14 protein-coding genes are annotated in these 12,904 nt (G+C 68.0%); 8 read left to right on the top strand and 6 right to left on the bottom strand.

What is annotated here, in order from left to right; all coding sequences use genetic code 11:
- Positions 1-708 carry a L,D-transpeptidase gene (locus ABD050_RS01490; protein WP_343887343.1) on the top strand — a complete coding sequence of 236 codons (708 nt, stop codon included), beginning with the start codon at positions 1-3 and terminating at the stop codon, positions 706-708.
- A gap of 89 nt (positions 709-797) precedes the next feature.
- The gene (locus tag ABD050_RS01485) at positions 798-2,324 is read left to right on the top strand and encodes a phytoene desaturase family protein (protein ID WP_343887342.1); all 1,527 of its coding nucleotides are present in this window, start codon (positions 798-800) and stop codon (positions 2,322-2,324) included.
- Positions 2,325-2,985: 661 nt separating this feature from the next.
- Here ABD050_RS01485 and ABD050_RS01480 read toward each other — a convergent pair.
- The 4 genes from ABD050_RS01480 to ABD050_RS01465 form a co-directional block, all read right to left on the bottom strand.
- Positions 2,986-4,152, bottom strand: a complete 1,167-nt coding sequence (locus tag ABD050_RS01480) for a pyridoxal phosphate-dependent aminotransferase (RefSeq protein ID WP_343887341.1) — start codon at positions 4,150-4,152, stop codon at positions 2,986-2,988.
- A gap of 31 nt (positions 4,153-4,183) precedes the next feature.
- On the bottom strand, positions 4,184-5,014 hold the full coding sequence (locus ABD050_RS01475; RefSeq protein WP_343887340.1) for a sulfite exporter TauE/SafE family protein: 831 nt from the start codon (positions 5,012-5,014) through the stop codon (positions 4,184-4,186).
- A gap of 173 nt (positions 5,015-5,187) precedes the next feature.
- Positions 5,188-5,820 carry a zf-HC2 domain-containing protein gene (locus tag ABD050_RS01470; RefSeq protein WP_343887429.1) on the bottom strand — a complete coding sequence of 211 codons (633 nt, stop codon included), beginning with the start codon at positions 5,818-5,820 and terminating at the stop codon, positions 5,188-5,190.
- 2 nt (positions 5,821-5,822) lie between these two features.
- Positions 5,823-6,434, bottom strand: a complete 612-nt coding sequence (locus ABD050_RS01465; RefSeq protein WP_343887339.1) for an RNA polymerase sigma factor — start codon at positions 6,432-6,434, stop codon at positions 5,823-5,825.
- 157 nt (positions 6,435-6,591) lie between these two features.
- Between ABD050_RS01465 and ABD050_RS01460 the strand changes: the two genes are divergently transcribed.
- Together ABD050_RS01460 and ABD050_RS01455 are read left to right on the top strand one after the other, a co-directional pair.
- Positions 6,592-6,918, top strand: a complete 327-nt coding sequence (locus tag ABD050_RS01460) for an ArsR/SmtB family transcription factor (protein ID WP_343887338.1) — start codon at positions 6,592-6,594, stop codon at positions 6,916-6,918.
- A complete protein-coding gene (locus ABD050_RS01455) occupies positions 6,915-7,367 on the top strand; it encodes an SRPBCC family protein (protein ID WP_343887337.1) in 453 nt (150 codons plus the stop codon). Before ABD050_RS01460 ends, ABD050_RS01455 begins: the two co-directional genes overlap by 4 nt.
- Before the next feature lie 7 nt (positions 7,368-7,374).
- Here the strand turns inward: ABD050_RS01455 and ABD050_RS01450 are convergent, their stop codons facing one another.
- Both ABD050_RS01450 and ABD050_RS01445 read right to left on the bottom strand, forming a co-directional pair.
- A complete protein-coding gene (locus ABD050_RS01450) occupies positions 7,375-8,532 on the bottom strand; it encodes an SGNH/GDSL hydrolase family protein (RefSeq protein ID WP_343887336.1) in 1,158 nt (385 codons plus the stop codon).
- A 10-nt stretch (positions 8,533-8,542) separates the two neighbouring features.
- Positions 8,543-8,944 (bottom strand): cupredoxin domain-containing protein, encoded by a 402-nt coding sequence (locus ABD050_RS01445; protein WP_343887335.1) that lies wholly within the window; start codon positions 8,942-8,944, stop codon positions 8,543-8,545.
- 323 nt (positions 8,945-9,267) lie between these two features.
- On the opposite strand from ABD050_RS01445, the gene ABD050_RS01440 reads away from it, so the two are divergent.
- From ABD050_RS01440 to ABD050_RS01425, 4 genes are read left to right on the top strand one after another with little or no spacing between them, the layout of a single operon-like run.
- The gene (locus tag ABD050_RS01440) at positions 9,268-9,960 is read left to right on the top strand and encodes a ferritin-like domain-containing protein (RefSeq protein ID WP_343887334.1); all 693 of its coding nucleotides are present in this window, start codon (positions 9,268-9,270) and stop codon (positions 9,958-9,960) included.
- A complete protein-coding gene (locus tag ABD050_RS01435; protein ID WP_343887333.1) occupies positions 9,957-11,726 on the top strand; it encodes a carbamoyltransferase family protein in 1,770 nt (589 codons plus the stop codon). Before ABD050_RS01440 ends, ABD050_RS01435 begins: the two co-directional genes overlap by 4 nt.
- Entirely contained in the window at positions 11,723-11,932 is a 210-nt protein-coding gene (locus tag ABD050_RS01430) for a DUF5989 family protein (RefSeq protein WP_343887332.1), read from the top strand. The genes ABD050_RS01435 and ABD050_RS01430 overlap by 4 nt, the downstream gene beginning before the upstream one ends.
- Positions 11,933-12,901, top strand: coding sequence for a methyltransferase domain-containing protein (locus ABD050_RS01425; protein WP_343887331.1), 969 nt, complete (start codon positions 11,933-11,935; stop codon positions 12,899-12,901).
- The last annotated feature ends 3 nt before the right edge of the window (positions 12,902-12,904 follow it).

The following is a 12,904-nucleotide window of genomic DNA, read 5'->3' as shown; positions in this document are numbered from 1 at the left end:
ATGAGGCGAGCGTTCGCGGTCGGCATCGGCCGGGTGATGCCGATCGTGGCGCTGGCGCTCGCCCATCAGGCGTGCGCCGGCGCACCCGCCCCCGCCCGGGCAAAGGTGACGATGGCGCAGGCCGCCGGCCGAAGCATGTCGGCCGACACGCAGCGGCTCGCCGACTGGGTGGTGGCTTCGGGCGATACGCATGGCCTGCCCTTCATCATCGTCGACAAGGTCGCGGCCCGGGCCTTCGCGTTCAGCGCGCATGGCCTGGCCCGCGGCAGCGCGCCGGTGCTGCTCGGCGCAGCCCGTGGCGACATCTCGCCGCCCGGGATCGGATCGCTCAGGCTTGCCGACATCACACCGGCCATGCGGATCACCCCGGCAGGCCGCTTCGAGGCAAGGCTCGGCCGTGACCTCGGCCCGCGCGACATTCTCTGGGTCGATTATGAGGCGGCGATCTCGCTCCACCGGGTGATCACCACCAACCCGGTCGAGCATCGTCTCGCGCGGCTGACGAGCGCGACGATCGACGACAATCGCATCTCCTATGGCTGCATCAACGTGCCGGTGCATTTCTATGAGGGAGTCGTCCTGCCCCTGTTCAAGCCGGCCAACGGCATTGTCTATATCCTGCCGGAAACCACTCCGATCGACGCGATGATCGCCGGCCTCTCGGCCAGCCCGAAGCAAGCTCGACAGGCCCGCCCGCCGCCTAGGTAACAATACGCATCGCGCCGTATCGCGCCGAAAGTCATGTGTCTGCCATCGCCCTCGATCGCGATCGACAATGGCAGAGCGGAGCTTCCACCATGGCTGAACCCAAGAAGATCGTCATCATCGGCGGCGGCATCGCCGGGCTGTGCGCCGGCGTCTATGCGCGCCGCTGCGGCTATGCGGTCGATCTGGTCGAGATGCATGACGTGCCGGGCGGCCTCGCCACGAGCTGGCACCGCCAGGGCTACACCTTCGAGACCTGCCTTCACTGGCTGCTCGGATCGAAGCGCGGCCGCCCGATGTTCGCGCATTGGCAGGAGGTGTTCGATATCGGCAAGCTCGACTTCGTCCATCCCGAGATCTTCGTCACGGTCGAAGGCGGCGGCAAGACGCTCACGATCTACACCGATGTCGACATGCTCGAGGCCGAGCTGCTGTGCGTCGCCCCCGAGGATGCCGAGGAGATCGGCAATTTCACCAGGGCGATCCGCAAGCTTACCGATTTCGAGATGCCCGATCTCGATGCCGAAGGCCTGCGCGGCTGGCTGAGCCTGGTGCCGATGCTGCGCCATGTGCCGACGCTCGAACATTGGTCGCACATCAGCATGCGGGATTATGGCGCGCGCTTCACCAACCCGCTGCTTCGCCAGTTCTTCACCGGCGGCAGCGCCGAGCTTTCAGCGCTGACCCTGATCCTCTCGCTCGCCTGGATGAACCAGCGGGATGCCGATTATCCGATCGGCGGCTCGCAGGCAGTGATCATGCCGATCGTCGAGACGTTCCGGAACCTTGGCGGGCGGCTGATCACCGGCACGCGGGTCGAGCGGATCCTGGTCGAGAACGGCGCCGCGGTCGGCGTCGCGCTGGCGGGCGGCGGGACGATCCGCGCCGATCAGGTGATCTCGGCCGCCGACGGCCATGCGACGATCTATGAGATGCTCGGCGGCGCCTGGCGCAGCGACGCGATCGACAGGATCTATGAGCAGTTCGAGCCCTTTCCCTCCTATCTCCAGGTTTCGTTCGGCGTCGCCTGCGACCTGGCCGACGAGCCCGGTTTCGTGACGCGGGTGCTCGACACGCCGATCGCGGTCGACCCCGGCACCGAGGCGGCGCAGGTCTCGTTCCGCATCTTCAACTATGACCCGAGCTTCGCGCCGATCGGCAAGACTGCCGTCACCGCCATGATCCCGACGCGCAACCACGCCTATTGGTGCGGGCTGCGCGACAGCGACCCGGCCTGCTATCGCCGCGAGAAGGACCGCATCGCCGCCGCCGTGCTCGACGTCTTCGAACAGCGGCTTCCCGGCATCAGCGCGGCGATCGAGGTGACTGACGTCTCCACCCCGGCGAGCGTCATCCGCTATACCGGCAACTGGCAGGGCAGCATGGAAGGCTGGCTGCTCACCCCCCGGACCGGGCTCACTGCGCTGGAGACCACCCTGCCCGGCCTGAAGAATTTCCGGATGATCGGCCAGTGGGTGATGCCCGGCGGCGGCCTGCCGACCGGCCTGCTCACCGCGCGCGCGGCGATCCATGCGCTGTGCCGCGAGGACGGGATTCCGTTCGACGTGGCTGAGCCGGTGGCGCATCACCACAGCGAAAGTGCCGGGGCGGCGGCCTAGAGGCGAGCGCTAAATCAGGATCGCCACCCCGTTCGTCTGAGTGGGGGCCGAGGTGCCGAAGGCGCATCGAGGGCTCATATCGAAGGACAGGTTGTCGCTCGGGACCTGTCCGTCGATACGCCCTCTCGATACGCCGCTACGCGGCACCTCGATGGCACCTCAGGACGAACGGATGAGATTTGACGCTCGGTGCTCTAGAAGCGTCGCGCGGGAAATCCGGATCGTCAATTCAAGGCAGGATGTTCAGGGCACTGCCCGCCCGAGCGCCCCACCAACCCCGGTTTCCCGCTGTTTTTCCGCTGTTATCGCGTTTTTATTTTTGCCGCTGTTATGTTGGATTTTTCACTCAATTTCAGCATTCGTTATCAGGTACTTACCCTCGATCCCGCTGTTATTGAAGAACAGCGGGATAACAGCGAGGAACAGCGACGATAACAGCGGCGGAACAGCGGCGGAACAGCGGGCCGGTTCGAAGGGCTGAGCTGCCGTCTGGAAAAAACAGTCATGTCAAAGAGCGGGGCGGAACCGGGACAGCATCCTGCCCGCTCGCGCTCGTGCCGCAATCTCCCCCGGAATTGAATCGCCCCGGTCCATTCCGATTGCGGATCAGGTCTCACGCAGGCAGCTCCGGAACGTGGTGCGGGCGGCACCGCGCCCGGGATCACACCCACACCTTGTCGAGCGCCATGCAGAACGCCTTCATCTCGGCCGCCGAGCCGACGGTGACGCGCGAGACGGTCGGCCAGATCGGCCAGGAGCGGCCGATCTCGACGCTCTGGGTGCGGAACGCAGCCTGCATGTCCTTGGCGGGCTTCGTCTTCCAGTCGATCATGAACATGTTGGCGTTGGTCGGCTTTACATCGAGCCCCCGCGCCTTGAGGTGATCGAGCGCAATGCCGCGCGCGGCCTGCATCTGCTCGCGCCGCGCGGCGATCAGCGGCGCCGCGGTCAGGCTCGCGGTGGCGCAGGCGAGCGACGGCAAGGGCAAGGCGCCCGATTGCATGCCGCCGTCATAGCGCATCATCCGCGCGATATTCGCCGGGTCAGTCATGATATAGCCCATCCGCATCCCCGCCATCCCGAAGATCTTCGAGAAAGTGCGCATCACCACCACATCCTTGCGCGCCGCCGCGAGATAGGAGGCGGTCGGGACGCCGGCGAAATGGGTATAGGCCTCGTCGATCAGCAGCACGGCGTCGGTCGGCTTGTTGTCGAGCAGCCATTCGATATCGGCAAGCGGGGTGATGGTGCCGGTCGGGTTGTTGGGGGTGCAGATATAATAGAGCCCGGCATTGGGATCGGCGGCGACCATGCCCTTCACGTCATGGACATAATCGGCGGTCAGCGGCACGCGCTTGACCGGTACCTTCAGCCATTCGGCGGTGCGGCCGGCAAGCTCGAAGGTCGGGTCGGCGGTGACCAGCCCGCGGGTCGGCGAGCAGAAGCTGACGACCGCACGCGACAGCGGGTCGCTCGAGCCGGGCCAGGGCGCGACATGATCATAGGGCACGCCCTCGACCGCCATCACTGCCTTGATGAAATCGCCGCGCTCGTCATGCGGCGCATAGCGGTTGCCGCTCGCGATGATCCGCGCGGCGGCCGCCTGGCCCGGCGCCAGCGGGCCCGCCCAGCATTCGTTCGCGCCGATCCGTATCTTTGCGTTGGGCGCCGGATCGGGTACGCCGCCCGAAGCCCAGGCGGGCCGTCCGACGCTCGCCGCGACCACGCCCGCCCCGAATATGGCGGCGATCCGCGCCAGATCGCGCCGGGCGAAGCCGCGCCCCAGAAGATCGTCGGTACGTTCCTCGATAATGGCCTGTTCCGTCATGATTTTTGTCCCCTGAAAGAGCCACTTGGAATCAATATTTCATACTATGCTTGAACATGAACATGGCGATGACGACGAGATAGATGCCGAACACGCGCTTGAGCAGCGCTGGCTCAAGGCTATGCGCCGCGGCGACGCCGAGCGGCGCGGTCAGCACTGACATCGAGGCGATCGCGACGGTCGCCGGCAGGTTGACATAGCCGAGCGATCCCCAGGGCAGGCCCGGCTCGTTCAGGCCGATCCAGGCGAAGCCGATCGCGCTCGGGATGGCGATCAGCGTGCCGATCCCCGAGGCGGTCGCGATCGCGCGGTGGATCGAGCGGCCGCACAAGGTCATCACCATGATCGCGACGGTGCCGCCGCCGATGCCGAGCAGCGAGGAGAAGGTGCCGAGCCCGCCGGCGATCGCCACCCTGCCCATGCCGCCCGGCATCTGATCCGACAGCACATGGTTGCCGAGCCGCGGCACGAGGAAATTGGCCGACATCAGCAGCACGCCGCTGGCGAAGACCAGGGTGAGGACAGAACCGTCGACATGCCCGGCGAGAATGACCCCGGCGATATCCCCGAGCACCACCCAGGGCGCCCAGTCGCGCAGGATCTGGAAATCGACCGCGCCGCGCTTCGCGTGCGACCTGAGCGAGCGGATCGAGGTGATGATGATCGTCGCCGCCGAGGTGCCGATCGCGACATGGGCATATTGGCTGCGGTCGCCGCCCAGCAGCGGCAGGACGAGGAACAGCGCCGGCACTACCACGAAGCCGCCGCCGATCCCGAAAATCCCGGCGGCGAAACCGGCGAGAAGCCCCGCGCCGAGCAGCGCGACGAGAGGAACGAACCACGATATCTGCAGCAGCGCCAAGACGAGTTCCCCCAACCGTGTAGGTCTGGTTCTCTCCTGACGCGGCATGCCCGGAACGCCCCGTTCCGGCTGCCTTGTCACGAAACTGCCTTTTCGCGGGGGCGAGCGCAATCGCTAATTAAGAAGGATGACCTTCTTCGTTTCGGGAAAGGATCGGCGGGCTGTCCAGCCCGTTACGACGCCTGATCGATCGGCTCGGCCAGCATCACCGCCGCCTGCGCGCGAAGCGTCGCCAGCGCCGTGCCGCGCCCCGCTTCGGGCACCCGCACCACATAGGCATGCGCCGCGGTCGGGCCGTCGACCAGCCGCGCGCCGCTGAGCGTCAGCACCCGGCGAAGGTCGTGCTCGCTCGTCTCCGGGCGAAACATCACGACGATATTGCCCGCGACAGGCTGAGCGGCCGCGCCGAGCGCGCGATAGGGTGCCGGGCGGCCGGCGGGGGGAGCGACCGGCATGGCGACGAGCAGCAGGGCGGCCTGCGCTGCGACCAGCCACCCCAGCGCAGCCGGCCTGCTCATCCGGCGGCGCAACGCCGCGCCCACTGCCCCGGCCAGGCGGGAATGCGGCCGGACGGCACGGGCGCGGCGGAACGCTGCCCAGTCGAGCTCCATATCGATCGCCAGCCTCGCGACACCGTCCCGCAGGCGACGCTCCGCCGCCAGCTCGGCGCGGCACGCGGGGCACATGGCGAGATGCGCGCCGACCCGGGCCTTGTCGGCCGGATCGAGCCGCCCGGTCATGTACCAGGGCAGCAGCTTCAGCGCCTCGTCATGCCGGTCGCGGCGCAGATGGACGACATTGCCCATCGCTACCACCAGTCAGCCAGCGCGCCCGCGCCCAGATCGCCCGACAGCGCGCGCTTGAGGTGGCGCCGGGCGTGGAACATGCGGGTCTTCACCGTGTCGACCGGACATTCCATGATCTCGGCGATCTCGCGATAGCCCATCTCGTGGAAATAGGTCAGGTCGACCACCGCGCGATGATCGGGCGAAAGCCGGCCGATCGCCGCCAGCAGCAGCGCCTGCGCGCGTTGCTGGCCCAATCGGCCGTCGGGGCCGGCATCGGGGCTGGCGCGGGTTTCGCTCTCCGTGTCCTCGACCGGCTCGTCCTGCCGCCGCACTGCCTTCATTGCCTTGCGCCAGGCGATGCCGAAGATCCAGGTCGAGAGCTTGCTCGCGCCGCGAAAGCTCTCCGGCCGGTCCCACACCACCATCATCGTGTCGTTGAGGACCTCCTCGACCAGATGCGGCTTGTGGATGAGATTGATGAGGAAGCGGGCAAGCCGGGGATGATAGTTGCGGTAAAGCTGCTCGAACGCGGCCTGGTCGCGGGCGCGGACGCGGGCCATCAGCCGCAGGTCATCGTCGCCCGAGAAGGCTGACGCCCGGCCCTGGCCGCCCGCCGCGCTGTATCCGCTCAAAAGCTGCTCCCTTTCGCGTCGTGAGTGCCCCCGCGGCCCGAAAAGGTTCACCGCGGGTCAGCACAGTTTGCGCCTCCCGATTCCAGTCAACAAGGGCTGTTGACATGCAACTATATGGTTGCCTATATGGCCACAGGGAACCGATTGGTTACGTATTATGAAAGCGGATGACGATGATGTTTTTCGAGCCCTGGCCGATCCGAGCCGGCGGCGCCTGCTCGATCGCCTGCACGCGGCCGACGGCCAGTCGCTCGGCGATCTGTGCGCCGGCCTCGACATGACCCGCCAGGCAGTCGCGAAGCATCTCGCGATCCTCGAAGGCGCCAATCTCGTCGTCTCGATGCGTCGGGGCCGCGAGAAGCTCCATTACATCAATCCGGTGCCCATCAACGGAATCGCCGAACGCTGGATCGGCAAATTCGAGCAACCGCGCCTCGCCGCGCTGTCGAGCCTCAAGAAAAGCCTGGAAGGAGAAAAGCCATGACCACCCCCAAGAGCAGCTTCGTTTACGTCACCTATATCAAGACGACGCCCGAACGCGCCTGGGAGGCGCTCATCAGCCCCGATTTCGCCGTTCAATATTGGCTCGGCACCCGGCCCGAGGCCGAGTGGAAGCTCGGCGGCGCCTGGAAGCTGATATCGAAGAACGGCAATGTCACCGACACGGGCGAGATCACTGCGTTCGACCCGCCCCGGCGCCTCGGCATCCGCTGGCGCAACGAATGGAGCCCCGAACTCAACGCCGAGGGCTGGTCGCTCTGCACGATGGAGATCGAGCCGGTGGGCGATGCCGTCAAGCTGACCGTGACGCACAGCATCGAGCGCGAGGAGTCGAAGCTCGTCGTCGCCGTCTCGGGTGGCTGGCCGCAGATCCTGTCGAACCTGAAATCGCTGCTCGAGACCGGCTCGGTCGTGCTGCCAGCAAAGGCCTGACCGGCCTTTACCGGCCCGCAAGCGGATCGGGCCGCTGCCGCCTCAACGCCACCACGATCGCCCGCGCCATCGCCAGATCGGCGCGGGCATCAGGGTGGCGGTCGCCGGCGATCCGCCAGGCCGGATCGAGCATCACCTGCACATAGGGGAGGCCCGCTTCGTCGAGCACGCGGCGGCGGATCACGCGCTCGGTCGGCTGTTCGGGCGCGAAGCACGGCACCAGGATCAGCACCGCGGCATGCCGCGCCCGCGCCGCGCGCACTGTCTCGGCGAGCACCGCGCGCGTCGCGGCGATCCCCCGGTCGATCGCGGCGCTGCTGCGGTAAAGCGCGACATTCTTCATCAGCCGCTGGAGCCGCCAGTAACGCCGGCCGTCATGCCAGCGGAGCGCGGCATCGAGATGCGGCCGGTCGTCATCGAGATTGCGCTCGAGCAGCGAGGGCGCGAACAGGGCGACCACCGCCACCGGCTGTGCGAAGCGGGGCAGCTCGGCGTGCAGCCGAAGGAAAGCCTGGTCAGTGCCATAGCCATTGACCGCGAGATTCGCCGCCTGGACGCCGGTCAGTGCCTCGACCTGCCCGGCGATCGTCTCGCGCCAGTTCAGCCTGAAGCCGAGCATGATCGATTCGCCGGTGAACAGGATCGCCGGCCGCGCTGCGTCGACCGGCCGCGCGGGATCGCCGACCCGGTGGCTGCCCGCGTCGATGTGATAAAGGATGGGCCGGCCCCGATAGAGCTCGCGTCCGGTGCGGCCGGGCACGAGGGTCCAGCCGAGCCTGGCATCGGCCCGGCGCAGCGGCTCCTCGGTCGCTGCCCAATGATCGATCCCGCGCCACCATGTGGCGCGGAGGATCAGCTCGCTGGCGCCGAGGCTGAGCAGGACCGCGGCGCCCGCGCCGAGGCACCAGGCCGCCAGCGCAGGGCCCTTCCCCTGCGCGACCGCGCGCACCACGCGCGGCCTGACCAGCGCGATCAGCGCCAGCCCGGCGACCAGCGCCGCGCCGCGCTCGAGCCACCACCACAGCAGCTGCTGGTCCCGGCTGAGGAACATGTGCGGCAGCACATGCCGGTCGAGCCAGGCGCGGTTGGCCGCCGCCGCGGGGGCGATCAGCGCGGCGCCGGCGCAGAACAGCAACGCATCGACGATCGCCGCCGCACGCTTCACCGGCCCCGGCCTATTGAACGGTGATCGTGCCGGTCATCCCGAAGGTGCTGTGCATGAAATGCGAGCAATGCAGCTTGTAGGTGCCCGGCGCGCCCGGGATCAGCCGGATATCGACTGATTCCCCTCCATCGACATCGACGCTGCCGCCCTTGACCCTGGCGCGATCCTCGGGCGCGATCGTGCTGCCGGCGAAGAACTCCTTCGCGACGAAATCATGCCCGCCCGACGAGGTGTTGACGAGATGGAGCCGGTACACCGTCCCATGCTCGAGGGTGGTGGCTGCGGGCGTGAATTTGAAGCTCGACAGCTCGATCGTCAGCGGGCGCGCCTGGCTCCAGTCGGGGCTCTGCGCGCTGCCGGACGCGGCCACCAGCAAGGCTGGCGCCAGCAAGGGGATCATGAAGGGGCGCATCTGTTTCTCCTGTCCGGTTGTCCGGGCTTGGTTCCCGCCCATCGCCGATCGGTTCATCGGGAACGGGCGGATTTGACCGGATCGCCCAAAAGCGCCCCCGAAACAGGGAGCCTCCCGGCATGATCGGGGGCAGAGATCGCGCTCCCGCGGCCCTTTGAACCTTTGCCTTTCGCCCCGGCACTTACCCGGCGAGACGAAAGGGGCTTGGGTGGAACCAGCGCGATGAACTGGATAACCGCAGGAGCAGGCCTGGCCTTTTCAGCATTCATGGTCCGCGCGTACGACGCCCCCCGTCGTGCCGCGGACCACCCGGACACGGCCCGATGACCGCCCTGCCGCGCCCGCTGGTCTGGCTGCTATGGGCGAATCCAAGGCGCCGCGCCCGCAAGCTGCTGCAATTCGCCCGGGTCGAGGCCGATGGCGGCCGGGACCTGGTCCGCGCGGCCGAGCTCACCGGCGATCCGCATCTGCGCCGCTGCTTCTTCGCCCATGCCCGCGACGAAGCGCGCCATGCCGAGATGTTCCGCATCCGCGGCATCGAGCTGTGGAAGACGATCGAAGGACCGGAAAGCCCCAGCCCGGCCACTGACCGGATTGCGCCGGGCGAGCATGGCCTCGACGATCTCCGCGTCGAGGACGAGGATGATCGCACGCTGCTCGCCTTCATCCATCTCTCCGAATCCGCCGCCGCGCGTGATTTCTCTGCCTATCGCAAGGTGCTCGGCCATGATCCGCGCACCCGCGCCGTGTTCGACCGAATCCTGCGCGACGAGGAATTCCATATGCGCTATTCGCTTGCCCAGCTCGACCGGGTCTCCGCGGGCCGCCGCCGCCGGCACCTCTGGATGGCGCGGGCGCGGCGGCTGTGGAAAAGCTATTTGCGGCTTGCGACCGGCATCGCGAACGTCATGGCCGCGATCATCCTGACCGCTCAATATTTCATCCTGCTCCCGCCCTTCGCCCTGCTCGCGAAGCGCGCGGCGCGGCGCGAACATCCCGGCTGGAGCGCCCGATGAAGATTCTCGGCATCTCGGCCCATTATCACGACGCGGCAGCGGCCCTGCTGATCGACGGCCTGCCGGTCGCCGCGGTGCAGGAGGAACGGCTGTCGCGGCGCAAGAACGACGCCGCCTTCCCGCTCGCCGCGATCGAATGGTGCCTCGGCCATGCCGGGATCGAGCCCGACGATCTCGACGCAGTGATCTTCTACGAAAAGCCCACGCTGAAGTTCGATCGGATCCTGACCAGCACTTTGCGCAGCTTCCCCGACAGCTGGCGCGCCTTTCCCAAGGCAATGAAGAATGCGCTCGGCGAGAAGCTCTGGGTGCGCGGCATCATCTCCTCGCAGCTCGGCGTGCCCGGCAACAAGGTGCATTTCTGCGAGCACCACCAGTCGCACGCCGCCGCCGCCTTCCTCACCGCGCCGACGCGCCACGCGGCGATCCTCACCGCCGACGGGGTCGGCGAATGGGCGACGCTGACCGTCGGCGAAGGGGTGAAGCATGCCGATGGCCGGGTCGAGATCCGCCTGCTGCGCGAGCTGCGCTTCCCGCATTCGCTCGGCCTCTTCTATTCGGCCTTCACTGCCTATCTCGGCTTCGCGGTCAACGAAGGCGAATATAAGGTAATGGGCCTCGCCGCTTATGGCGTGCCCAACCGGCTCGACGAGGTCCGCCGGGTCATCCGCCGCACCGGCGACGGCGCCTTCGCGCTCGATCTCTCCTTTTTCGATTTCCACAGCCAGGTCGAGACCAGCTTCTCGAAGCGCTTCGTCGAGCTGTTCGGCCCGGCGCGGCGCCCCGAGGACCCGATCGAATTCGGCACCGGCGAAGGGCGGCGCTTCGCCGATATCGCCGCCAGCGCCCAATATGTGCTCGAGGAGATATTGCTCGACATCGCCCGCTCGCTCCAGCGCGAGACCGGGCTCGACGATCTCTGCCTCGGCGGCGGGGTTGCCCTGAACGGCGTCGCCAATGCCCGCATGCTCGGTGAATCGGGGTTCAGGCGGATCTTCGTGCCGTCGGCGCCGGGCGATGCCGGCTGCGCGCTCGGTGCCGCGCTCCATGCCGATCGCATCCAGTTCGGCCGCCCGCACCGCGAGATGCCGGACCACCCCTTCTGGGGCCCGGCCGCAGACCCCGCCATGCTGCTCCGTCTCGCCGAGGAGGACGAGTATCGGGCCGAGCAGTTCGACGACGCGCGGCTCTTCGACATCCTGGCCGAGGACCTCGCCCGGGGCCGGGTGGTCGGCTGGATGGAGGGCGCGCTCGAATTCGGGCCGCGGGCGCTCGGCCATCGCAGTATCCTCGCCGCGCCGCATGACGCAGCCATGCGCGACCGGCTCAACCGCGAGATCAAATATCGCGAGGAATTCCGCCCCTTCGCGCCGATCGTCCCGGCCGAACATGCCGATCGTTTCTTCCTGCTGCCGCCCGGCGGCGCCCGGCTCGCGCGCTTCATGTCGGGCGTCTTCCCGGTGCGGCGCGAATGGCATGAGCGCCTTGCCGCCGTGACTCATGTCGACGGCACCGCCCGCGTGCAGGTCGTCGATGACGTCATGGCGCCACGCCTGAGCGCGCTGCTCGAAGCCTATGGCCGGCGGACCGGGGTGCCGGTGCTGCTCAACACCTCGTTCAACCTCGCCGGCGAGCCGATCGTGAACACCGTCGCCGAGGGATATTCGACCTTTCGCCGCAGCGGCATCGACCAATTGGTCGTCGGCAATGCCCGGCTCGGCAAACGCCACCATGCCCAGGAACCACGATTGGAGGATGTCGCATGATCAGGAAGCGGGGCCGCATGCGGCGGCAGTTGATCGTCTTCGGCAGCGCCTTCGGCACCACGGCCGAGCTCGCCCAGGGCATGTGGCGATCGAAATCGGGGCGATGGATGGTGCCGCTCACCATCTTTCTCTGCCTTACCGGCCTGGTGCTGACGCTTGCCGCCAGCGTCGAGGCCCTGGCGCCGTTCGTCTATTCGATCTTCTGAATGGATGGCCGGTTCCGCGCGCTGCTCGCCTGCCCGGCCTGTGGCGGCGCGCTGGACGCCGGCTGGCGCTGCGACGGCTGCGGCACGCGGTTCGACGCGCCGGGCGGTGTGCCGGCGCTGCGCCTGCCCGCCGACCACCGCACCGAGCGCGTTCGCGATTTCTACACGGCGGCGCCCTTCCCCGGCTATCCGCCGCGCGACAGCATCACCTGGCTGCGCGCCCGCGCCGACCGCAGCCGCTTCGCCCGCCTGCTCGACGACGCGATTCCCGGTGATGCCCGGATCGTCGAGATCGGCTGCGGCACCGGCCAGATGAGCCTTTATCTCGCGCGCGCCGACCGCCTCGTGATCGGCGCCGACCTGACCCGCGCGTCGCTCGAGCTGGGCGCGGAGGCGGCGGCACGTTTCGGCGTGAGCAAGGCGGCCTTTATCGAAATGGACCTTGCCCACCCGGCGCTGCGTCCGGCGGCATTCGACATGGTCTATTGCTCGGGCGTGCTTCACCACACCCCTGATCCGCGGCAATCCTTCCGCCGCATCGCCGGCCTGGCGCGCCCGGGCGGGATGATCGTGATCGGGCTATACAATGCGATCGCCCGGTTGCCGCTGCGCCTGCGCCGGGTCGCCGCGCGGCTGACGCGCGAGCGCTGGATCCCGGGCGACCCGGTCCTGCGCGACCGCGCGGCCGAGCCCGACCGCCGCGAGGCCTGGCTGCGCGACCAGTATCGCCACCCCGAGGAACACCGCCATACGCTGGGTGAAGTCCGTCGCTGGTTCGCGGAGAATGACGTCGACTATGTCCGCGCCTTCCCGAGCGCCCAGCTCGGCGGAGAGGAGACCGGCCTGTTCGAGCCCGAGCAGGATGGCTGGTGGCTCGAGGACTGGCTGGCACAGATCGCCTGGACCAGCGCGCTCGCCCATGAAGGCGGCCTGTTCATCGCCGTCGGGCGGCGGCGCCCGTTTCGGTGACGA

This window comes from Sphingomonas oligophenolica, assembly GCF_039522915.1.
Classification (GTDB): Bacteria; Pseudomonadota; Alphaproteobacteria; order Sphingomonadales; family Sphingomonadaceae; genus Sphingomonas; species Sphingomonas oligophenolica.
Note: the sequence above shows the minus strand (reverse complement) of the source record. Positions and strands in the feature narration are given on the sequence as shown.

Excerpts from the sequence above, each read along its gene's own strand:
- ABD050_RS01470 (WP_343887429.1), bottom strand. The coding sequence starts at position 5,820 with ATGGGCAATGTCGTCCATCTGCGCCGCGACCGGCATGACGAGGCGCTG.
- ABD050_RS01460 (WP_343887338.1), top strand. The coding sequence starts at position 6,592 with ATGAAAGCGGATGACGATGATGTTTTTCGAGCCCTGGCCGATCCGAGC.
- ABD050_RS01445 (WP_343887335.1), bottom strand. The coding sequence starts at position 8,944 with ATGCGCCCCTTCATGATCCCCTTGCTGGCGCCAGCCTTGCTGGTGGCC.
- ABD050_RS01435 (WP_343887333.1), top strand. The coding sequence starts at position 9,957 with ATGAAGATTCTCGGCATCTCGGCCCATTATCACGACGCGGCAGCGGCC.
- ABD050_RS01490 (WP_343887343.1), top strand. The coding sequence starts at position 1 with ATGAGGCGAGCGTTCGCGGTCGGCATCGGCCGGGTGATGCCGATCGTG.
- ABD050_RS01440 (WP_343887334.1), top strand. The coding sequence starts at position 9,268 with ATGACCGCCCTGCCGCGCCCGCTGGTCTGGCTGCTATGGGCGAATCCA.
- ABD050_RS01430 (WP_343887332.1), top strand. The coding sequence starts at position 11,723 with ATGATCAGGAAGCGGGGCCGCATGCGGCGGCAGTTGATCGTCTTCGGC.
- ABD050_RS01480 (WP_343887341.1), bottom strand. The coding sequence starts at position 4,152 with ATGACGGAACAGGCCATTATCGAGGAACGTACCGACGATCTTCTGGGG.
- ABD050_RS01455 (WP_343887337.1), top strand. The coding sequence starts at position 6,915 with ATGACCACCCCCAAGAGCAGCTTCGTTTACGTCACCTATATCAAGACG.
- ABD050_RS01425 (WP_343887331.1), top strand. The coding sequence starts at position 11,933 with ATGGATGGCCGGTTCCGCGCGCTGCTCGCCTGCCCGGCCTGTGGCGGC.
- ABD050_RS01485 (WP_343887342.1), top strand. The coding sequence starts at position 798 with ATGGCTGAACCCAAGAAGATCGTCATCATCGGCGGCGGCATCGCCGGG.